General features: G+C 61.0%; 16 protein-coding genes. 8 read left to right on the top strand and 8 right to left on the bottom strand.

Translation table 11 applies throughout. The features are described from left to right. Nucleotides 1-3: 3 nt before the first annotated feature. Entirely contained in the window at nucleotides 4-369 is a 366-nt protein-coding gene (locus tag HHL09_RS21915) for a HesB/IscA family protein (RefSeq protein WP_169456783.1), read from the bottom strand. Between the two features lie 87 nt (nucleotides 370-456). On the opposite strand from HHL09_RS21915, the gene HHL09_RS21920 reads away from it, so the two are divergent. Beyond that, the gene (locus tag HHL09_RS21920) at nucleotides 457-1,299 is read left to right on the top strand and encodes a patatin-like phospholipase family protein (RefSeq protein ID WP_169456784.1); all 843 of its coding nucleotides are present in this window, start codon (nucleotides 457-459) and stop codon (nucleotides 1,297-1,299) included. Between the two features lie 15 nt (nucleotides 1,300-1,314). Here the strand turns inward: HHL09_RS21920 and HHL09_RS21925 are convergent, their stop codons facing one another. Beyond that, complete coding sequence (locus HHL09_RS21925) at nucleotides 1,315-1,560, bottom strand: hypothetical protein (RefSeq protein WP_169456785.1); 246 nt, start codon at nucleotides 1,558-1,560, stop codon at nucleotides 1,315-1,317. A 149-nt stretch (nucleotides 1,561-1,709) separates the two neighbouring features. Between HHL09_RS21925 and HHL09_RS21930 the strand changes: the two genes are divergently transcribed. The 6 genes from HHL09_RS21930 to HHL09_RS21955 all read left to right on the top strand — a co-directional run bounded on the left by HHL09_RS21930 (nucleotide 1,710) and on the right by HHL09_RS21955 (nucleotide 6,116). After that, nucleotides 1,710-2,729, top strand: a complete 1,020-nt coding sequence (locus HHL09_RS21930) for a CPBP family intramembrane glutamic endopeptidase (RefSeq protein WP_169456786.1) — start codon at nucleotides 1,710-1,712, stop codon at nucleotides 2,727-2,729. 62 nt (nucleotides 2,730-2,791) lie between these two features. After that, nucleotides 2,792-3,502, top strand: coding sequence for a ComF family protein (locus tag HHL09_RS21935; protein ID WP_169456787.1), 711 nt, complete (start codon nucleotides 2,792-2,794; stop codon nucleotides 3,500-3,502). A gap of 34 nt (nucleotides 3,503-3,536) precedes the next feature. Further along, nucleotides 3,537-4,367, top strand: a complete 831-nt coding sequence (accD, locus tag HHL09_RS21940; RefSeq protein ID WP_169456788.1) for an acetyl-CoA carboxylase, carboxyltransferase subunit beta — start codon at nucleotides 3,537-3,539, stop codon at nucleotides 4,365-4,367. 27 nt (nucleotides 4,368-4,394) lie between these two features. Then, nucleotides 4,395-4,601, top strand: a complete 207-nt coding sequence (locus tag HHL09_RS21945; protein WP_169456789.1) for a hypothetical protein — start codon at nucleotides 4,395-4,397, stop codon at nucleotides 4,599-4,601. Then, nucleotides 4,601-4,891: a hypothetical protein gene (locus HHL09_RS21950; protein WP_169456790.1), complete on the top strand. Its 291-nt coding sequence runs from the start codon at nucleotides 4,601-4,603 to the stop codon at nucleotides 4,889-4,891. The genes HHL09_RS21945 and HHL09_RS21950 overlap by 1 nt, the downstream gene beginning before the upstream one ends. A 4-nt stretch (nucleotides 4,892-4,895) precedes the next feature. Beyond that, entirely contained in the window at nucleotides 4,896-6,116 is a 1,221-nt protein-coding gene (locus HHL09_RS21955) for a bifunctional folylpolyglutamate synthase/dihydrofolate synthase (RefSeq protein WP_169456791.1), read from the top strand. Between the two features lie 51 nt (nucleotides 6,117-6,167). On the opposite strand, the gene HHL09_RS21960 is transcribed toward HHL09_RS21955, so the two are convergent. The 3 genes from HHL09_RS21960 to HHL09_RS21970 all read right to left on the bottom strand — a co-directional run bounded on the left by HHL09_RS21960 (nucleotide 6,168) and on the right by HHL09_RS21970 (nucleotide 13,107). Continuing rightward, a complete protein-coding gene (locus tag HHL09_RS21960; protein ID WP_169456792.1) occupies nucleotides 6,168-6,644 on the bottom strand; it encodes a hypothetical protein in 477 nt (158 codons plus the stop codon). Between the two features lie 338 nt (nucleotides 6,645-6,982). Then, entirely contained in the window at nucleotides 6,983-9,817 is a 2,835-nt protein-coding gene (locus HHL09_RS21965; protein ID WP_169456793.1) for a site-2 protease family protein, read from the bottom strand. A gap of 410 nt (nucleotides 9,818-10,227) precedes the next feature. Continuing rightward, nucleotides 10,228-13,107, bottom strand: coding sequence for a zinc metalloprotease (locus HHL09_RS21970; RefSeq protein WP_169456794.1), 2,880 nt, complete (start codon nucleotides 13,105-13,107; stop codon nucleotides 10,228-10,230). A gap of 377 nt (nucleotides 13,108-13,484) precedes the next feature. On the opposite strand from HHL09_RS21970, the gene HHL09_RS21975 reads away from it, so the two are divergent. Beyond that, nucleotides 13,485-16,850, top strand: a complete 3,366-nt coding sequence (locus tag HHL09_RS21975; protein ID WP_169456795.1) for a Calx-beta domain-containing protein — start codon at nucleotides 13,485-13,487, stop codon at nucleotides 16,848-16,850. A 60-nt stretch (nucleotides 16,851-16,910) separates the two neighbouring features. Here the strand turns inward: HHL09_RS21975 and HHL09_RS21980 are convergent, their stop codons facing one another. The 3 genes from HHL09_RS21980 to HHL09_RS21990 form a co-directional block, all read right to left on the bottom strand. Beyond that, nucleotides 16,911-19,646, bottom strand: a complete 2,736-nt coding sequence (locus HHL09_RS21980) for an ATP-dependent DNA ligase (protein ID WP_169456796.1) — start codon at nucleotides 19,644-19,646, stop codon at nucleotides 16,911-16,913. A gap of 265 nt (nucleotides 19,647-19,911) precedes the next feature. After that, on the bottom strand, nucleotides 19,912-20,412 hold the full coding sequence (locus HHL09_RS21985; protein WP_169456797.1) for a TFIIB-type zinc ribbon-containing protein: 501 nt from the start codon (nucleotides 20,410-20,412) through the stop codon (nucleotides 19,912-19,914). Between the two features lie 103 nt (nucleotides 20,413-20,515). Then, the gene (locus HHL09_RS21990; protein ID WP_169456798.1) at nucleotides 20,516-21,043 is read right to left on the bottom strand and encodes a hypothetical protein; all 528 of its coding nucleotides are present in this window, start codon (nucleotides 21,041-21,043) and stop codon (nucleotides 20,516-20,518) included. Between the last annotated feature and the right edge of the window lie 29 nt (nucleotides 21,044-21,072).

A 21,072-nucleotide genomic window follows, 5' to 3' on the forward strand; every position in this document is an offset into this window, starting at 1 on the left:
GCCTCAGGCCGCGAAACTCTCGCCACAGGAGCAGGTCACCACGGCATTCGGATTGCTCACCTTGAAGCCGCCCTGCTGCAAGTCATCGGACCAATCCAGTTCACTCCCGCTGACGAAGAGCGCGCTCTTTGGATCGATCACGACGTTCACGCCATTGCTGGGCACCATGATGTCGCGATCCCGCGGACCATCCACCAGATCCATCTTGTACTGCAATCCACTACAGCCGCCGCCGATCACGGCGATGCGTAGTGCGCCTTCCGGCCGGCCCTGTTTTTCCAGTAGGCCACGCAAGTGGGCGGATGCCGCATCCAGCACCTTCACCAGCTTCTCGTTCCCGATCTTGTAGTTCACCGCCGCGGCAGTCATCGCGCCCCACCTTCCACCCCGATCGCGCGGGTGAAAACTGAAATCTGGCCATGATCGCCCGGATCCCTACGTTCCGCGCCGCCGCCCATGGAGCCCCAAGCCACACCCGGACTCGCCGTTGCCCTAGGATCTTCCTTTTTGGGCTACTACGCGCATGCCGGTTTCCTGAATGGCCTGGCTGCCGCGGGCCTTCATCCTGAAAGGATTTCCGGCTCCTCGGCAGGTGCCTTGGCCGGTTCGCTCTATGCCTCCGGCCTCCGGGGAGATGCCCTGAAAAACGCTGTTCTGGATGCCGGCCTGCGCTGGTCTTTCTTCGATTGGGGCGCTCTCTACCGCCTGCCCGGCGTGCTAAGCGTGTTCTGGTCCTCCGGCTTGCTTTCGGGAAAAGGAGCGATCAAGCGCCTGCGCCAGCTGGTAAATGGAGCCGATCTCTCTTCCTTGAAATCACCCGCCATGGAAATCGCGGTCACCGATGCCGTCAGCCATCGGTCCGAGGTCCTGAAGGAAGGGCCGCTTGCCGAACTGATCGTCGCGAGCTGCGCCGTGCCGGGTCTCTTTAATATCCAGCGGGTGGGGGATCGCCGCTTCATTGATGGCGGAGTCGCCTGTGAGGCACCCTTCGAGCAGTGGTTGGACGATCCCGCAATTCACACGATCATCGTCCATCGTGTGGGGCATGAAGCGAATACCGGCCCCACCGTTTCTTGGGAAACAGTCGCGACCGCCATCGGTTCCGCCCATCAGACGGTGTGCAACGAATTCCACCGCCACCGCCGCGAACTGGCCCGCCTGAAGGGCAAGCGCCTGATTGAGATTCAGACGACCACCCCCGCGCCCGGCATGCTCAGCCAGAAGCTCGCCCCGCTCTGCTACGAACGCGGCCGCGAAGCTGCGAACACCGCGAAGGAACTCTTTGAAGAGGGTGCCTGAGCCAAGTTGGCCCCCTCAATCCTCTTCAGCCAGGATCTTGTCGATCGCCTCGATCCACTCCCACGGGCAGCGCTTCCGCTGATACTTCCGCCACAGGATCTCACGCAGTTCCGCCCACAGCTCCTTCGGCACGGGATCCACCGGATACCAGTCGGGATCCGTCTTCAGCGTGGTCTGAAAGCTCCATTTGTTCGCATAGCGGGATGCACGCCAGTAGCGCATGCCTTCCTCGGTTCGTTCCCGCCATTCGTGTGCTTCCATGCGCGGAGGCTGAGGGCGGGGCAGGGGTGCTGCCAAGCGCCAAGCGATGAGAAGACCTCAAATGGAACTTGGAACTTTCCGGGGCTGGGGATAGGTTCCGATTCGTGCGGCGTGGCTTGCAGAGTGATGTCCTGAAAATTTTTGCCTACGTGGCGGCCGCTCTGATTCTAGGCGCCATCCTCGCGCCTTGGCTCTATCAGGTGGGTAAGGGGCTGGCGGAAGTCTTTGACGACAAGAAGGGAAATGGCCCCGTGAATTTCATCGCGAAAGCGGCCGGACGTGCCGATTTCCCGAAGTTCTTCGACCGCTCCCTGATGCTTTCCGCCTTCGTTTTGCTCTTTCCCTTGTGTAGCTGGTTGCGCCTCGGCAAGACTCCGGGCTGCTTCCGGGACACGCCATGGTCCCTCAGCCTGCCGGACAATGTGACCGTGCGCGATTGTGGTCAGCCACTCCGCAAAAATCCCGATGGCTGGTGGCAGTTCGGCACCGGCTTCTTCGTTGCCGCAGGCCTCCTGTTGCTTTCCGGCTGGCTGATGCTCCAAGCGGGCTGCTTCATCTGGAAGGACGCGCTCTACTCCAGCCGCGGCGTGCCAAACAAATTTCCGATGGCGATCGATTGGATCGCCGGCATGAAGAAGGTCCTTCCCGGGGCTCTTACGGTGACCTTGATAGAGGAGGTGCTCTTTCGTGGCATCCTTCTCGGGATTTTCCTGCGGGCGATGAGGCCGGCCCCTGCCATCGCCATGCTCTCCTTCCTCTTCGCCTTCGTCCATTTCCTTGAGCCTCCCCACGGAGCCGTGGTGCCAGACCCGGAAGCTGCGAATGCCGGCTTCGTCCTGCTAGGACAGATTTTCGGGCGCTTCGCCGATCCCATGTCCATGGTCTCGCGATTTTCGATCCTCGCGATGGTGGGCGTGGTTCTCGCCTACGCCCGCTACCGCACATCTTCCCTGTGGTTGCCCATCGGCCTCCACCTCGGTTGGGCCTTCGGCATGGGCATGTTCAAGGTGGCGACCTGGCCGGTGATGGGGCTTCCCGAAGCCGCCCGCTGGTTGATCGGGATGAGCCTTTTGGAAGGCCTCCTGCCGCTCTCGGTGATCGGCGTGACGGGAATGCTGGTGCATGCCATGACCCGCACCCGTGAGCCCATCGCGGACTACCGCAGCTAAAGCCAAAGGGACTCACGGCAATGGATCGCGTGGACCGGCGGCGCGGGTGGCTATCGAGGATCTTGGACCTGCTCTATCCGGGCGTCTGTCACCGCTGCGGCGAAGGGATTCCCGGAGACCGCTCGCTCTGCGAACCCTGCGATCTCACGCTGCCGTCGCTTCGGACTCCCTTCTGCCGGAAATGTGGTGAGGAATTCGAGGGGCGGATCGAGGGCGATTTCGAGTGCCCGAATTGCCGCGATCTCCGATTTTCCTTCGACTTCGCCCGGCCCGCCCTGCCAAACCATCCGGCGCTGCTGGGCATGATCCATGAGCTGAAATACCTCCGGCGGATCCATTTCGGCGTGGAACTCGGCCGCCTGACGGCTCGGGCCTTCGCCGAGGATCCCCGGCTGGCGGAAGCCCTTGAAGGAAAGTGGCCCCTGATCCCGGTGCCGCTCCATCGTCGGCGCCTCGTCTGGCGTCATTTCAACCAAGCGGAAGAAATCGCCCGTTCCTTGGGACGCCACACCGGGTTGCCTGTCTGCCGCGCTCTTTCCCGCCTGCGCGGCACGGAGAGCCAGACCCGCTTGAGCCGTGCCCAGCGCCTGAAAAACCTGAAAGGTGCCTTCGCTCTCTCCGTCTCCGGGCGAAAATTCACCGCCGGAAATCCCCCCGGAGCCATCCTAGTAGACGACGTTTTCACCACCGGCGCGACCACCAACGAATGTGCCCGCGTACTCCGTCGCGCCGGAGTCCAAAAGGTGGTTGTCGTGACCGCCATGCGTGGTTAGCTTCGCCGCCCACCGCCAGATTTTCTCCGAACACATGGGCATTTTCAACAAGCCACCCCTCCGCGGCGGCCGCAGCCGTGACGATATGCCGGAGGGCCTTTGGGCCAAATGTCCCGATTGCGGGGCCATGCTCCACAAGCTGGAACTCAAGCAGCACCTCCAAACCTGTCACCACTGCGGGCATCATTTCCTGATGGATTCGCGCGAGCGGATCGAGTTGCTGGCCGATCCGGGCAGCTACACGGAGACCGAGCAGGGGCTCGTCTCCGCCAACCCGCTGGGCTTTTCCAACTACGCCGAGAAAATTTCCGCCATGCGGGAAAAGACCGGGCTCGATGATGCCGTGGTCACCGGTCGCCTGACCATTGGAGGCAAGCCCGCGATGATCGCGGTCATGGATTTCAAGTTCTTCGCCGGCTCCATGGGCTCCGTGGTCGGAGAGAAAATCACCCGCGCCGTCGAACTCGCGATCGCCGAGAAGCGCGGCATGATCATCATCTCTGCCTCGTCCGGTGCACGCATGCAGGAAGGCATGCTGTCCCTGATGCAGATGGCGAAGACCTGCGGTGCACTTGCCCGGCTCTCTGAGGCAAACCTGCCCTACATTTCGGTCATGACCCACCCGACCACCGGCGGCGTCACGGCTTCCTTTGCGACCGTCGGTGATATCAATCTCGCCGAGCCAAAGTGCATGATCGGTTTCGCCGGTCCGCGTGTGGTGAAGGAGACCACCCACCAGAATCTCCCGCCGGGTTTCCAGACTGCGGAGTTCATGCTCGATCACGGCCTCATCGACGCCATCGTCCCGCGCATGAAGCTGAAGGAGAAGCTGGCCCAGCTGCTGGCTTACATGATGCCGGAGTGAAGGTCGGGAAACTTCCCGTAGCAAGCCATGGACCGGAGAAGCACATTGATCGCCCAGATCATGGCTCTTGAGCCCGTGGAGAGGCGGGCCGTGGTGGAGGAAATCTATCTCCGCGTCTTTGATACGTCGGTATCGGAAAGCCTTCGTGTCTCGGGAGAGCGGATTTCCTCCGTTGAGCGGGGGATTTCCCGAATGTTGCCTTTCGACGAAGCAATGCGTGTCTTTGAAACTTGATGCGCCTTTTGATCCACGAACTCGCTGTTGAGGATTTTCGGATGGCCATCGAGGAAATCGGCCACTTCTCCCCACAGGCCGCAGACGCATTCTCAACGGCTTTCACCCTCGCTGCCCGGGATGCCGCGAAGCATCCTTACCGTGATCGTCTTTTCGGACGCTTTCGTGAAAGGTCCTTGAGCAAATTCAATCGCCGCTTCCTTTACCTCGTGAACGAGGGGAGGGATGAGGTTTGGATCATGCATCTTCCCGGTTCCGACTCAGCAGCAAACGATATCTCCAAGGACTGAACCCGTGACCTATCAGGAATCCATCGACTGGCTTTTCTCCACGCAGCTCTTCGGCATCAAGCTGGGGCTGGATGGACCGAAGCGCCTGCTAAAGGAGTTCCTCGCCTTCCCCGATCACGGGGTGAAGGTGATCCACATTGCGGGTACCAACGGGAAAGGTAGTACTTGCGCCATGATCGACTCGCTGGCGCGGTCCACAGGCTCGCGCACTGGCCTGTTTACCTCGCCGCACCTGATTGATTTCCGCGAGCGCATCCGCGTCTCCGGCGTCGAGATCCCGGAAGCAGAATGCGCCGCCATGCTCACTGAGCTACGCGAGATCTGCGCGGACCTGGATCCTCATCCGACTTTCTTTGAGATCACGCTGGTCCTCGCCATGCGCTGGTTCCGGGAGCGGGCCTGTGACCTGATCGTGCTCGAAACCGGCATGGGTGGACGCCTCGATGCGACGACTGCGGTGCCGGCGGACGTCTGCGGCATCACGCCGATCGGCCTCGATCACATGCAGTGGCTGGGCGATACGGTTGATAAGATCGCCTTGGAAAAGGCGGGGATCTTCATCGAAGGCAAGCCTGCCATCTCCGCGCCCCAGCAGCCATCGGTGAGGAAGGTGTTAGAAAAGGAAGCCAACGCGGTTCGTTCGCCGCTTGCGTTCGTGACAGAGCCACTCATGGGCTATCCCATCGCCCTGCCGGGAGCTCACCAGCGCTGGAATGCCGCACTCGCCGTCGAGTGTCTGCATGCTGCGGGTGTTCATCTCGATTACAACGTGCTCCAGCATGCGCTTTCCGTAGTCCGCTGGCCGGGACGCTTCGAGCGGTTCAGCTATCAGGGGAAGGAAGTCATCCTCGACGGTGCCCACAATCCGCAGGGAGCCGCGGTACTTGCCGAGACCTGGCGCGAGGAATTCCGAGACAAGAAAGCCACGCTGCTTTTCAGCGCCGTCGCCGCGAAGGACGTTTCGGGCATCCTCGAATTCCTCAGCCCGCTCGCGGTGCACATCCACATCTGTCCGGTGGATACGCCCCGTGCCGTGCCACCGGAAGAACTGGCAGCCGCCTTGCCGGAGGGAGCTCCTCCGCACACCTGCCACGCGAGCTTTAATGATGCGCTAAAGGTCGCACTTGAGGGCGAAGGGCCTTTGCTTATTGCTGGCTCGCTTTTCCTCGTGGGGGAGGCGAAGGCCGCTCTTCAGGGCGGCAGCTTCCAGTCCAGTACGCAATGAAGGAGGACACTTGGCCCTCCTTCACGCACGGGTTGAGAGAGAGATAACTGCTTACTGAAGCACGTAGGTAACGGTGTTCACCGTCGGGATGCGCTTCGCGATTTTAAAGGTGAAGAAACTCAGTGAGACAGCCGTCGGTTCACCGGTGGTGAGGTTCTTGTGAACCGTGGCCACTGTGGGCGAGGCACCTTTCTTAGGCTTGTTCACATAGGTGTTAGCCGTGACGCCATCGGCATTATAGAGGATCGAGAAACCGGGGCCTTTCAGCTCACCCTTCTTGCCGATCGTGAAGGTGACCTGCTGGCCGACAACGAAGGAAGGAACTCCCTTCGGTACCGGAGCAGGGTCGATCACCTGCGTGCCCACGGTTGCGGAAGAAAGCTTGCTGGTTACGGTGAAGGTAAAGGTCTTGCCGACCGGGAATTGGCCGAAGACCGCAGGGGGCTTGGGAGCCTTGGCAGCTTCAACCTGATGGAAGGGAATAAACAGCGCACAAATGGCGAACAACTGGAGGACGATTGTTCTCATATATCTTTTTATTGGGGTGTTGGGGAGATGGCTCAAGTAGCCGCGGCTTTGTTAGCCGAACCAATTACGATCCTCAAGGGGAAATCTATCAGAGGCTTATATCCGTTAGAATGCGGATTTGAAGAAGGGATGCTAACGGGTGGGAGATATTCCTACCCGCTTTTGGATCAGGGTAGGAGCGGGCGATATCCTATCCGGTAATATTTTTGTTAGGCTGGCGATATCCCGCGGAACATTGCAAATCGCGATGTGACTTCCTAACAGATCGTCATCCTTTGCACCGCCGCACATCGGTTCGTCAGCAGATCATCGGATCGGCTGGATCAAACCGCTTCTCCTCAGCGATGCGAAAGCGCCGGATCCGGAGGGGCACCGAAGAGCGGGCAGTCGTAGTCGAGCGCAGGACCCATCGGCGGCACCGGCAGCGATGCCGGTGCGAGCCACAGCGGGATACGGCGTTGGATCTGATCGCGGCGATCGGTGAGGCGGAGGTAGGGGCCGCCTTCCTTCATCAGCTCCATGTTGGCACCGCCGGGAACGCTGTGCTTCCACATCGGTGGGAAAGTGCCGGTCTTGCGGCGATAGCTTTCGAGGCGCAGCGCGGAAAGTGTGGAAAGCCTCCGCCAGATCAGCCGCTGGTGCTGCTCGCAGAAGTCCAGGATGAGGGAGGCTTCACCGGGCGAAACCGAAACCGGCACACCGATCTGTGGTGGTAGTTCACCGACACGACGGGAGTTCCGCCAGTAACGCGCCAAGGCGACCGAGGCCGGGGGATTGGTGGACCCTTGTTCTGCCAGCAGGCGCCGCACCGTGCGGATCCGCGGATAGAGATCGCGCCAGAACCGGGGATCGAGCGAAGCCTGTGCCGCGGCGTCCGCTACCGCGGAAAGACGCGAACGCTCTGCCCATGCGGCCACTAACAGGAGGCCTTCGATTTCGGGATCGGGGGCGACGTTGCGGGTGGAAATCCGTTCATCGAGCTTTGCGACCGCAGCTGCATCCAAGCGGCCTGCCGCAGCTTCGTTCTCGATCACCCGCAGCACCCGGAGTTCCGCAGCAGTCAGTGCCTCGCGGCGCTCAAGGCTCGTGGCTGGCTCGGCGGTCGAGAAGATGTGGAGCATCAGCTCGGCCCGTCGCAGGGTTTCCGGTCCGCGTTCCGCGGTGGCTGCGAGCTCAAGTTGGCGACACTGAACCTCGACCCAGACTGGCAGGATCTGTGCGCCGATGACATTGGTCCGGGCGGCGATGTTCGCGCGCTCCCAATCCAGCTTGTCGAGGCGGGGACCGAGGACGCTTGTCAACTCAAGTGCGGCATCGCGCGGACGATCGAGATTTGTATAAGGTGTGCCGTCCGGAGCTTTTTCGGTATCGGCAGCCAAGTCGGTCAGGGCCAGGCGATCTTCTGCAGAAAGCGTCCGGGTCTCCTTAGGGAAACGCTTGCGGAATTCCGTCACGTGTTCGGCGGTGCGCACCATTCGTCCGGCATCGCCGAGGATCGGGCCCAGCAGCACGCCTGCCATCAGCAGCGCAGGCATCGCACCGGCGATCGTCAGCACGCTTCCACCCACAAAGCGGGTGGCGAGCTTCGGACGCTTGCGCATGACCTCCATCAGCAGCGCTTCGATCTTCTTGTGCCAGCCATCGGTGCCGATGAAGGAGCCATGGCCTTCCTGGCGGAGGCCGCGGAAGATGCGTCGCAGGGCCTCGCCCTCGTCATTGACTTCTCCCGCCCATGGCAGCTTGCGCGCGCCACGCACCACTTGGATGGTCCGCACATCCCAGATCACGCCCCCGAACATCGCCATCGCGATGTAGCGCAGCACGCGGTTGTTCAGGACCACGGCAGCGGCAAAGGCGGAGAGGGAGGCGGTAACGGTGAAGAAGGGCCGGAGCAGCGGAAGATCGCGGAAAACCAAGAGGTCGATGATCTTGCCCCCATCCATCGGGAGGACCGGCAGCAGGTGCAGCGCGTTCAGCGCCACCGCCATGCCCGCCGCATCCAGCAGCCAGAGCGGCGTGTTCGGAGAGAAGTAGCCGTAGCCCAGCATCGCCAGACCCGCAATCAGGCCGGGGAGGGGACCTCCCAGAAGGACGATGAGTTGTTGCCAGGCCGGCGCATGCAGCTTGCGGGCGCGTTCGGTGGCACCGGTGAAAGGAATGAAGATCGGGCTGGTGCCGCGATAGCCGAAGAGGCGCATCGGCAACCAGTGGCCGGCTTCGTGCAGGGCCGCCAGGATGATCACCGTGGCGGCAGTTTGCAGCGGTTCATCACGACCAAAGAGCGCGATGAAGAAAGCGATCGTTCCCAACAAGAGGAAGAGGCGGCGGAAGTGATCCAAGGGACCGGAAGCGACCGTCTGGAGGGCGCGATAGCGGGCCAGATCTTGCTCGACCGCTTGGTTGAGGGAAAGTCCGATGGCTCCGCCGATCCGTTCGTTCTCGTCCTGTTTCGCCTTCGCGGGTGCGGCCACATCCCGGCGGGTACAGGAGCCGAAATAGCGGCCGCGGAAGAAGTCCCCCAGTACCGGCAGCACACGGGAAGGAAGGCTTCCGAAGCGGAGGCGCAACACCTCCGGATCCTGGCGGGTCGGCACAAATTCGCCCCCTTTGACCAGAGCCTCATGGCGGGCCTCTTCATCGGCCGCCAGCATCTCCGTGAACTTGTCGAGCGCTGGCAGCACGCGGCCCTGTTCGCCGCGGATCCGCGAGTAGTGCAGCTTCCATTGTGCCGTCACCGTTCCGAAGTAGCGCTGCACATCCTGCCACCACGCGGGGGGGTGACGGGTCAGGCGGCGATCCAGCGTGACAATCAGCGTCCCGTCGCGGAGTGGCGTGAAGAAGGAAAGGGAAACCCGGGGGCCGGCTCCGGAAATCGGGACAATCCGTTCCAGCGTCGCGTAGGTCTTTTCCTCGTCGTTGACGAGGATCCAGCGATGCGCTTCGGCATAGCCCGCGCTTTCCAAACGTGAGATCTGAGCCTGCCGGAAACCGAAATGTCCCATGCGGTTCAGCCATGGTGCCATGCGGCGCTTCACGTCGCTCGGAATGACGTAGGTGTCGCAGGGGTGGGCTTTCACCCGGTAGCGCCGAACATTCGTCAGTGCCACGAAGGCACAAAGGAGCGGAAGCCCGGTAGCAAAGACCAAGGCAAGCAGGACGAGTCCTAAAGTCATCCCTAGAAACGCTGGGGGCATCCGGCGCCTAGTAAGATGAAAGGTTTTAAAAAATCAAGCTGGTTTTACTTTCATGCAAGTCCCTTTTTACGTGATTGCTTAAAATCATAAGCGGTAGACTTGCAGGAGGGCTCTCAGGTCAGAGTGCCCGTTTTTAATGAGGTGTGAACTCGATTTTAGGTATTGTGAATCAGCTGGTTGCGAGATTTTGTCGGGGGCTCTGGCCAGCCGCCTTCCGAGGCCTTGGCTTTGTGGCAGCGGCCCGTCCGTCAGTTCAACCTTCACCCTTTTTTCCTCACTCTCTCGGTCAAAATCTAACCGGGAAGCTTCCCTGAATAATTAAGAAGCATTAATATTTTCGCAAAAAATGCAGAGCATATTTTGCAAGCCTCTGATTTCAAACGGTCTGCTTATTTCCGGGATAATTCGGGGGCCTCGGCACCGTGAAGGGGGCAGACGTGATTCAAGGATGCTCCTTGGAGCGAGCCTCCGCCCAGCCATGGGGGAAGAGCCTTCTGGGTCCCGTTCCGTTGGTCCACCAGCTTGAGGCGAGGACCGTTTTCCCGGACGAGACTCAGGGTCGCCCCCCCGGCAAGGGGGTATTCCCAAGTCTCCGGCAGTTTGCCGGACTTCTGGCGATAAGCCTCCAGGCGAAGGGCGGACAGCGCGGTGAGCCGGCGCCAGGTTGCGAGCCGGTGGCCTTCGCAGAAGGCGGCGATGTAATCGGCCTCACCAAGCGCGAGCGAAGGATGCTCTGTCATCTCCGCGGGGATCTCGCCCACCTTGCGGGACTTCTTCCAGTGCCGCGCGAGCGCCACCGTAGCGGGCGTCGCGTGGGACTCGAAAAGCCCGCCATGAAGTGCCGACCGGATTTGACGGTAGCTTTCTTTCCAGAGCCACTCCGGGGAATTGGCCGACGCAGGGCTCGGGACCTCTTCTCTGGTATCGCCCAAGCCGAGGGAGCGTTCCATATGCTGGCTCGCCCAACCTTCCACCAACAGGAGGTTCTCCACTTCCGGCAGCGGGGCTTTGTTGAGTTGGTTGATGCGGCTTTCGATCCGGCTCAGGGTGGCGGCATCCAGTTTGCCGCTGGCGGCGAGGGTTTCGACCGAGGCGAGTGCCCGCATCTCGGCATCGCGGAAAAGCTCGCGCTGGTCCTGATTGCGGGGCGGCTCAAGCGAACTCACGGCGTGGAGCATGACTTCCGCGCGGCGCGCCGCTTCGGTCAGGCGCCCTTCACGGGTTGCCGCTTCCATCCTTCCGCAGAGGACCTCCATCCATATGGAAAGGTGGCTATCTTCGATGAGATATTCCTGGTTCACCTGACCCGCATCGGCCCAATTGATCTTGTCGAGCGAGGCCGCAAGGGCATTCGCCTTGCCGCTCAACTCCTGGCGTTTCGCGGCGGGAAGGACCAGGCCATTGTCGTCTTCAGGCATGAGGTCCGCGGTAGTGGCCGCCAGGTTTTCGAAAGGTTCGATGCGGTCTTCAGACAGCGTCGAGGTCCGGTGAGGATAGCTTTCGGAGAACTCTCTGCTGGCTTCGGCATATTTTGACATGCCGTGGATCCCGGACATGAAAACCAGTGTGGCGAGCCCTACCACCAGCGCGAGCGGAAGAAGGCTGGTCACTGCATAGAAGCCGCCACCGAAGAAGCGGGTGATCATCTTCGGCTTCTTGCGGAGAACCTCGCCTAACAGCACATCGATCTGGCGGAACCAATCGTGGCTGCGAAGGAAGGCATCATTCTTCTCCTGACGGACGCCGGTGAAAATCTTCCGTAGGGCCTCGGTCTCATCTTCCACACCACCTGCCCAGCCGAGCTTGCGACCTCCGCGGACCACTTTGATCATCTTGAAGTCCCAAGCCAGACCGCCGAACATGCCCAGAGCGATGTAGCGCAACACCCGCGATTTTACCGTGAAGGAGGCAATCAAGGTCGCCAACGCAGAGACCCCCGTGAAAAAGGGCCGGAAAATCGGAAGATCGCGGAACAAGAGGAGGTCCACCACGCGCCCGCCATCGAGGGGGAGGAAGGGCAGGAGATAAAAGGAATTCATCACCACCGCCAGCGCCGCGATGTTGAGGATCGCTGCGGGCATGATCGGGAAGAAAAACCCGGCCACAAGACAGAGAAGCCCGAGGAACAAGCCTGGCACCGGGCCGGCGAGGATCACGACCAGATGCTGCCACGCCGGTGCCTGAAGCTTGCGCCCCAAGTCGGTGGGACCGAAGAAGGGCACGAAATACCGGCCCATCCCGGTGAATCCGAAAGCCTTCATCATGATCCAATGGCCGAACTCGTGCACGGCCAGGATCGTGAGCACCTTGAGGATGGTGAGAGGGATCGAGTCCCTTCCCAAAGCTGCCACCACCACGATCACGGTGGCGATCAGGATCCCCAGCTTCTTGGCCCGGTAGGTGTTGTTGGAGGCGGACTTTGTTAGATCGCGGAAGCGCCGGATGTCGCGCTCCACAAGCTCTTCCACGCTGGGACCCGTGGCCCCGCTCAGTGCCATGTCATCGTCGTCGTTCTTGCCCTTTCCCTTGACCACGGTGGCAATGTCGCGGCGGCGGCCGGAAACTCCGCCGTTGAAGAGCAAGAGGAATTCTCGGATCGCGAGTTTCGGCAGGCGTGCGGTCGATGCCTGAAGTGCCGGCGACGTTTCTCCATTCGGCAGGTAGTCTCCCGATGCCGCCATGGCATCGAGCACAGCTTGCTCTTCATCGGCTAACCGGATGGAGAGCTGTTGGGGAGCCGGCAGTATGGGGGTGGCGGTGCCTTGGGCCGCCTCTACGGACGCCTGATGCGTCTGGACCTGGGCTTCGATCGTCGGGAAGTTGCGATAGCTCAATTGCCAGTGCTGCGGCAGCTGAGGAGCATAGGGTCGGTCCGCGGTAGCGATTACCCGGCCATCGCTCAGAAAGCTCATAAGGGTTAGCTTGAACCGCGGCGAACTGCCGTCTGCCGATGCTTTTCCTTCGAGAATCGCCAAGGCCTTTGTCACCGGATTTGCCATCCGCCATGAGATCTCTTCCAAGCCCTCGTCCTCGGTGCATTCCTGCAGAGGAAAGCCAAGGAAACCCAGTCGGCCGATCCATGGCTGCGAGAAGCGGAGCAGTTCTTCCGAAATTTTCGCCGGAGGAATGGGACGGCGGGCGGTCATCCGCCACCGTTTCCCCCGTAGCTTCACCATCGTGAAGACAAGGACCAAGGCAGGACATAGGACGACGACTCCCAAGTAGGCGGCAAACCACCAGGATGGGAGCAGGAGGTTGAAGGGCGACATGCCAAAGGGCATATCCCTGATTATTAAAAATTATTTCTCCCTACAATAAATAATAAGGAATATTTAAAGATTTTGACCTTTAAAAGGTCTGATGTAGAGCTGTTTACAAAGGTTTTTTGGAGGATCCGTGCTGGAAGGCGAGCGAAGGACTCAGGGGGGCTAAGATCGATCCGTCCTATCAGCGCGCCTGCTATCTGGAAGGGGATGAGCAAGGGCGAGACGGGACCTTCATCACTAATTCTTCATCTTCCGAGCCTTGACGAAGAGAATCAAACAATTGCTCGTCTCAGAGCATGACTTGTCTCACCTCCCGCTCTGCCTCCCCTCTGAGCTTGTGTCTGATAGGCCTCGCCAGTGCTCTTTTCTCCGCCTTGGGGATGGCGCAAGTCCTCCCGGCACCGCAGCCGAGAGCCCGGGTCTACGACATTGCCTTGAAAAATCATGAGGCGGTCCTTGAGACGGAGTCGATGATCGCGGTGGCGACCTCGGTCTATGTCGATCACCAAGTCGTTACCCCGGGCCACCGTTGGGAAACGGTCCGCTTCTCCGATCCGGACGGCAGCAATGCCAGCGAGCGGAACGTGCTCAGCACTTGGGACGCCCGGGAAGGAAGCGTTGCCCAAGGCTCGGACGCCTTCCTGAAGTCCAGCACGGGCTACCGGGTGGTCAACCGTGACCCCTCTGTCGAGGTGCGTAACTTGGGAGGATTCGATGTCTGGGAGCTCGGGGCGATCACAGACGACTACATTATTGTCCATACCTCGGCGGCGCAGGATGGCGACGAAATCGAGTTCCGCGACCGGAATACCTTCCAAGCCTTGGGTCGGGTCGTCTGCAAGGTGCGGCCCGTCAAGATGGTGGCACTGGAGAACGAGATCCTCTTCGCCTCCCAGGATGGGAAGGGATACCACCACTTCCACCGCATGCCTTACCCGGATTTTAGCAAGGGCAGCCTTGTGAAGGTCAAGATCACGAATGTGCCGGGCACCTTCGGCGGAATCTCCCATTTCGGTCCGAATTTCGCAGTGGCGAGCGATTTGAAGGGGCAGATCCAGATCGTCCGCTGGGCTGATCCCGCGAAGGCGGGGAAGGCGGGAATTTACCCCGTGCCCGAATATATTACCCAGTGGACTGAAACCGATGGCAAGTTGCTGAAGTACGGGTCGCTTCCGTTCTCACTGTCCGAGGTCAAATTCGGCAACAAGAGCATCTCGTTCGAGTCGATCGGGGTGCCGCCGATTGTCAGTCAAGCTTGGCTCATTCCTACCAACGGTGCCGGGCTATTCTTCAAGGGGCCGCGGTCCGGCAATACCAATTTGGATGGGGTGAAGTGGTTTTACCGCTTGGATCCAACGGCGGGGCACCAACTCTCCGTGCCTCCGGTGACTACAAGTGGGGAAGCAAGCCTCCGCTTCGTGGTCAAGCTGGACCGGCCTGCCACTTCTCCGGTTTCGTTCGACTATGAAGCAGTGGGGGTGACAGCCAGCTTGGGAGATGACTTCACCGCTACCTCCGGAAGTCAGGTTCTCACGGTGGGGCAATCGGAAGTCTTCATTGATGTGCCTTTGGTCACCGATTCGATTGTCGAGCGTCCGGAGACCCTTGAACTTCGGATCACCGGCTTGAGCGGTGCCTTCTGCGATGAGCCGGTGGCGACCGGGCGGATCATCGGATCCGGCAAGCGGGTGATTCAGGAAGTGGCTGATGACGGCGGTGCGATTAGCTCGACGCTGGCGGATGGATGGCAACTGGCGGATGCGAAGCGGGTGCTTGAATTCGCCGGCGGCAGTGCCACCGCGAGTAAGTACGGCTTTGAAAGCTTCATCCCGATCCCTGGAAACGGTGGCGCTTACTACTATGCTCATGGTAGCGTGAACGAGCGGGTCCAGATCTGCCAATTCGACGCGACGACGGGTGAGCTGCTGGAGGTCTTTGCGGATGTTCCGCGAAAGCGGGACGGTGATACTTTCATCGTTGCCAAGGGCGCGGGATATTCACGTTACGGATTCTTCGACGGATTACCCGTGATCAACCTCGAAAACGTCTCGGTTCGTGAAGGATCGGGGGTCCAAACCTTCGCCTTGGATCACGAACGCTACACCGGGCAGCATAGCTTTGTGACCACTTGGAGCGATCCCTCGGCAGTGTCGGGAACGGTAAATATCCCGGCCAGATCCACGGGTCCCTTCCGTTTGGAGATCGGGGTGGATGACGACACCCTCCAGAGATATCAGCAGCCGGTGGGGGTCACCATGATTGTCACCAACCAGACGACGGGGACGACAGGGACGATGATCTCCTACGTGAATGTTGTCGAAGATGACGTGTTGGACGCGACCGCCTCTGTCCCGACAACGACAGTCGAAGCCGGAGCGTTGGCCGCCCATGGTAACCGACTTTGGCTTGGCCAGAACAACAGGCCGCTCTTGGAGAACTTCAAGTTCGAGAGCGGAGTCTTGAAGCCAGCCCCCAAGATCACACTGCCGAAGAATGCCAAGCTGCAGTGGTACGATTTTAACAACAACGGCAGCGGCCAAGGGATCGCCTTCGACGGGCAGCGCGTCGTGAGTGGCTCAGGTGTCCTCAGTCAAGGGATGGCCGTACTTAGCGGGGCGGCTTCGGCCAGACCCAAGGCGAAGATTTTCACTACAAATCTGACCCATACCAGCCATCTGCTGGTGCCGGGCTACATCGTGATGAGTCGCACGGAATTCCATCCCGGCTCGCAATCGCCAATTTATTTCTACGACGCGAAGAACAAGCTGGCGCGAACCTTGACGACCGGCGGCGGGGATGCTTCTGCCTTCGGCTATTCCATGGCGGTCGCGGGAGATATCCTCTGGATCGCAGCGCCGCGCCTGAATGGTGCGGGCGGACGCGTGGAAGGCTATTCGTTGAGTAACAACTTTTCGTTGGTACGCACGCTGGTCAGCCCGGAACCGGTTAGTAACGGGATTTTCGGTTTTTCGATTTCAAGCTCCGGCCCATACCTCGTTATCGGTGAGCCGTCGACGACCGCTCCGGGCGCGGCGTGGGTGTATTCCGCGGACGGAACCGCCTTGCTTAAGCGGCTCGGTTCCGGAGCGAGCTCGGGGCCGGATGCCTTCGGCTCCCAAGTGACGACACGCGGCGGACGTATTCTCACCGGTATCTGCCCGCTGACCGATTTCTATGCCTTCGCCGATGGACCCGTAGTCTTCCCTCCGATTTTCGAGGGACATCGGCCAGTCCTTCTTTGGACGGATATCAACGCCACGCCGAAGCGAATCCTGCCGACCACATTTGCGAATTTCGGCCACTCCAGCGGGAAGCGGATTGCGTTGCTAGATGATTGTGCGGTCTTCACCTCGCAGACGGAGACGACCGGTAGTCTTGAGGTTTACTCTTTCTCGGCTGCTGCTTCCGCGACGTCCTCGACATCGCTCACGTCGATGACTGCCTCCCCAACTCCGGCATGGCCTGCCGAAGGTGCTCTCGAGCCAAGCTGGTCCTTCGTCACAACCGAGGAAGGAGCTACCGAAGTTAGGGTGGAGCTGGGCACCGCGCCGGCGGAGGCTGACAAGGTGATCGTCGAGTGGTCGGGAGATCTGAAAGAATGGACGAAGGTTGCCGATTGGAAGGGCTCGGTCATTTCGGCGCGAAATGTTTCGTCGGCTGCCTCCGAGGGGAGTGTGCTGAAGTTGACTCTCTCCACCGAAGATCCGGCGACAGGCTTCTTCCGCTTGCGGACGATAGAGGACTGACTTCCTGCTTAGGTAGCCCCGCCTGCGCGGGGCTATCGGGCCATCCCCTTAAGGTTCATTTCATCCGTCCACCAAGGACCGCGCGTATTGAAGGGTATCGATTTCATCGACCCCCTTGTCCCGGCGGATCGCGTGGATCCGGGGAAAACGCATCGCGAGGCCGGAATCGTGCCGCTTGGACGGTTGGATGGAATCGAAGGCAATCTCCAGCACGATATTGGGCTCCACGAGGTGCTTCCGTCGGTCGGTGCTTAGCGTATGCTTCCGGAAATGTTCCGTGAGTTCCTCGATCTCCGCATCGGTCAGGCCGGAGTAGGCCTTGCCGATGATTCGGAGTTGGCCGCTCAAGCTGTCCCGGACCGCGAAGGTGTAATCGGACAGAACCTCGGCGCGCTTGCCGTGACCTTGTTCGGCGGCGACCACCACGCAATCCAGGGTGCTGGAGGTTTTTAGCTTCAGCCATCCCTTCCCGCGGCGGCCTGGGGAATAAGGGCTGCCGGGATCCTTGGCGATCAGCCCTTCATAACCCTCGGCCCGGGCTTGCTTGAAGGCCAGATTGACCTCTTCGGCATCCTTGGCGCGGGAAACGGCGATCTGTTGGAAAACCGCTGAAACAAGCGCTGCCCCGCTCATCCGATCCCGGCGTTCGGCCAGCGGATGGGTGAGAAGGTCGTCGCCATTGTGCCATAGCAGATCGAAGGCAATGAAGCGGACAGGCGGCAAGGCCGGGGAATCGAGAGCAACCGTTGCGTTGGAAGGGAAGAGATCACCCTGCTGGGTGGAAATTCTGCCCAAGCGGGTCTGCAGATCATGGAAAGTCAGGCGGCGGCCTTCCGCATGGGCGATGATTTCACCATCGAGGATGAAGTCACCCGGTAGCGATAGCGCCGCTTCGATGAGCTCGGGAAACTCGGCATCCAGCGGTCGAAGGTCGCGCGAAAAGATCCCGGCACGCTCGCCCTGCTTGTGGATCTGGGCGCGGATGCCGTCGTATTTCGGTTCCAGCCAGATTCCCTCCGCATGGCGTTCCGACATGGCTGCGCTGAGGGAGGCTGCATCCGGCATCGGGGAAGCGAGCATTACCTTCAACGGGACAAAGGGCCGGAGCGACGCCTCCTGAAGGGTCTTTCGTTTTGCCAATCGCGCGGTTTCTCCGAGATCGCCGGTCAGCATGTGGGCGTGGCGGACCGCCGCGGGATCGGCTCCAAAAGCCTCTGCCACCGCATCTTCCACCAGACCCTCTTTCAGTCCGATCCGCAGGTCACCGGTGAGAAGCTTCACCAAGGTTTCCCCCTCGGCAGGATGCAGGGTCCTCAGTCGCGAGGAAAGCAGGTCGATGCGCGCCAAAGAGCCCGGAGCCTTTGCCAATTCATGGAAAAACGTCGCCAGTCCGGCTAGATCCAGCGGCTCCGGCTTTAGCAGAAGTTCCTGCAGCAGGAGCCGCGTGGTCCGGGCCGCATCATTCTGGGAGAGCGAAATTTCCCGGTAGCGCTCCTCACGGGCACCGGGAATCTTCAGCAGCGCCCGACGCAGCGTGGCTCCGCCGGTATGCGCGGCCCGACGGTCCGAGGCACGCGGCAAGGCCCGGCCGGTCAGCCACATCGCGGCGAGGGCCAGGTCCTCCTCGCTTTCCAAGCCACGCAGGTAAGCGGCGAGATGCTTGATCTTCTCCAAGCGGCTGCTGGTTTCGCCTGTGAGGCGGCAGAGGCTCGTGAAGTCCGCCAGTGCGCAGATCGGCCGGACGTGACGGGCGCTTGCGGTAGTTTGAATCCCGCTGCCGCCGGTCAGGGGGCCTCGCGCCGAAGGCTGGGCCAGAGCCAGTTCCATCTGGTCATTGCCCGCCGCCGACCAGGCATCGTGCCCGCGCAGCCGCATCTCCGCGGCGAATTCCCGTGCGTAGCCATGAACCGTCAGGATCTTCTTTGGCCGCACCCGCTGGACGCACTCGACCAGACCGGGATAGTCCGCGTGATCGGAAAGGGGAATGGCCTCATCCACCCGATAGCGGAAAGTCGCACCGGGCACCATGGCCCAACCGCTGAGCATTGCCACACGCCGGTTTCCGATCGCCCGCAACAGCTTGGAGCGTACCGCATTGGGCGGTGCCACCACCGCATGGCCGGACGGCACCGGTCCATCCAGCAACTTCGGCTCTGGCAGGCACCGTAGGCCGGCCTCACGGCAGGCGCGCGTCATGTCCGCCACGTTCGGATGCAGCACCGCGGGAATCCCGTGTTCATGGAGCAGCGCCAGCGCTTCCTGGGCCTTGCCCAGAGAATAGCCGAGAAGCACCGGCACCTCGCCGTCCGCCAGGGTATCGTGGACGAAACGCAGCACCGCCATCTCCACCTCCATCTGGGACGGAAAAACAAACTGCGGCAGGGCAAACGTCGTCTCCAGGATCAGGAGATCCGCCTGTTGGAACACCACCGGTTCCGCCGTCCGGCCCTTCCGCACCTTGAAGTCGCCCGTATAGAGCAGGGTGGCCCCATCCGCGATCCGGGTCACATGCAGCATCGCGGAGCCGGCGATGTGGCCCGCGGGCAGCAGACGCAGACGATAGCCATTCCGCTCGACCGCCGCATGGAAGTTCACCCCCAGCAGGCGGTTCTCCGCCACTCCGTAGCGAGACCGCACCAAACTGGCGGTCACCTGCGAACAAAGTGCCATTTCATGCCGCGCGAAGTGATCGGCGTGGGCATGCGAAACGAAGGCCCACGGCTGCGCGTCCCATGGGTCTAACCATAGGTCGGGCTCGGGGAGGTACAGGCCGCGTTGGAACCGGACTTCGATCACGCTTGGGGCGGCAGGGTGAGCCGGTTCGCCGGAAGGGCCAAGCCCGAAGCGCACCGAACACGTAAGAGGAATTCTGCGCGGATGTTAGAGGGGGAGCCGTGAGGCACGGGGCCTCTCGCCCGAAGGGTTTTCATCATGGCAAACATCCCGCCAAGGTGGCACGGGATGCCCGCTTGTCCCGGCATTTTCTTGCTTCGCCGGGTCAGATCGTGCGGGACTCCCAGCTACTCAAGCCCTCACGCGGCACCGAGCCGTCCGGGGGAGATCAAACCGGGACCGCAAGCAGCATCCGCAGTCTTGTCAGCGCCTTCAAAACCGCACGGCGGTTCTTGCCCGACGTCATCCACTGGGGGAGACGGCTGGCCATCGAGCTGTTAGCCCAGCCTGTTTCAGGATCCCGGCGGCGCTCGCGGAGCGGGGCGGCCACGTAGTCTTCCAGAAAGGCCAGGTGCCGCTCATTGTAGGCCCATAGGGTTTCGCCACAGCAGGGGGCCTGTAGCAGCAGCGGTAGGCGATAGTAATCATCCAGCCCCCGCCAATTGCGCCGGATCTCACGAGCTTTCCACTCTTGGCTGTAAGAGCATTGGGTGCAGACCAAGCGGCGCTTGCTGAACCAGCCCGGCCGCGCATCCGGATCGCTTTGTCGGGAAATCGCCCGCCCGGAGCAACGCGGGCACACCACCAGCATCTCGTCCATGAAATCATGGACAGGCTGACCTTCATCGTGAAAACGAGACGACTCGGGGGAAGAGGGCTTTCGATTCATGAGGGGGGAAGCCAGGAAGATATGAAACTCCGCCCCGGAAAGCCATCCCCGTATGAAGAAAAAAATCGTGAAGGCGCTGATTGTCTGACAGATACCCGGTTCATCACCCTGCCTGGCCATCCCTTGCCCGGAGGGCCATTTCCCGGGCAATCTCGTGCGCCGTGAGGATATAGGCATGGAGATCTCCTGACTCTCCAAACTCCCGGAAGCTCGCGGCCTTTTCGAGGGGATGCATCGTCACCTGCGCCTCACCCGCTCCGAAGATCAGGGCCGGCCCGTGCTCGCTCGACTCCCAGCGTCCGCCGTGCTCCGCCGCAAGCGTTTCTCCTAGATAGGAGCCGATCGCAAAAACCATCGCGTCCCCATCCATCCGGTCGATCCGCATGTAGCTGAAGCTGTTCTTCAACAGCTGCTCCATGAGCGGAGCGCTATCTTCCAGGGGTGCCTGTGCCGTCCCCGGATAGTCGCGTGCCAGATAGTCCCGGAACTTCGCCGAGAAGAGCGCGATCTCCTTCGGAGTGAAAGCCGCCACCCGCTTGAATAGCCCCACCCGGGCCTTCTTCATGTGGAAGTAGCTGTAGGCAAGCAGGCCGACGATGCCGAGGAGGATGAGTGCGATGATCTTGAACATGGGTGCAGGGAGGGCAGCGGTCTCACATC

It is taken from the genome of Luteolibacter luteus (assembly GCF_012913485.1).
Taxonomy (GTDB): domain Bacteria; phylum Verrucomicrobiota; class Verrucomicrobiia; order Verrucomicrobiales; family Akkermansiaceae; genus Haloferula; species Haloferula lutea.

Coding starts and splice junctions, on each gene's coding strand:
- HHL09_RS21915 (WP_169456783.1), bottom strand. CDS start 369: ATGACTGCCGCGGCGGTGAACTACAAGATCGGGAACGAGAAGCTGGTG.
- HHL09_RS21920 (WP_169456784.1), top strand. CDS start 457: ATGGAGCCCCAAGCCACACCCGGACTCGCCGTTGCCCTAGGATCTTCC.
- HHL09_RS21925 (WP_169456785.1), bottom strand. CDS start 1,560: ATGGAAGCACACGAATGGCGGGAACGAACCGAGGAAGGCATGCGCTAC.
- accD (WP_169456788.1), top strand. CDS start 3,537: ATGGGCATTTTCAACAAGCCACCCCTCCGCGGCGGCCGCAGCCGTGAC.
- HHL09_RS21945 (WP_169456789.1), top strand. CDS start 4,395: ATGGACCGGAGAAGCACATTGATCGCCCAGATCATGGCTCTTGAGCCC.
- HHL09_RS21950 (WP_169456790.1), top strand. CDS start 4,601: ATGCGCCTTTTGATCCACGAACTCGCTGTTGAGGATTTTCGGATGGCC.
- HHL09_RS21960 (WP_169456792.1), bottom strand. CDS start 6,644: ATGAGAACAATCGTCCTCCAGTTGTTCGCCATTTGTGCGCTGTTTATT.
- HHL09_RS21965 (WP_169456793.1), bottom strand. CDS start 9,817: ATGACTTTAGGACTCGTCCTGCTTGCCTTGGTCTTTGCTACCGGGCTT.
- HHL09_RS21970 (WP_169456794.1), bottom strand. CDS start 13,107: ATGTCGCCCTTCAACCTCCTGCTCCCATCCTGGTGGTTTGCCGCCTAC.
- HHL09_RS21975 (WP_169456795.1), top strand. CDS start 13,485: ATGGCGCAAGTCCTCCCGGCACCGCAGCCGAGAGCCCGGGTCTACGAC.
- HHL09_RS21985 (WP_169456797.1), bottom strand. CDS start 20,412: ATGAATCGAAAGCCCTCTTCCCCCGAGTCGTCTCGTTTTCACGATGAA.
- HHL09_RS21990 (WP_169456798.1), bottom strand. CDS start 21,043: ATGTTCAAGATCATCGCACTCATCCTCCTCGGCATCGTCGGCCTGCTT.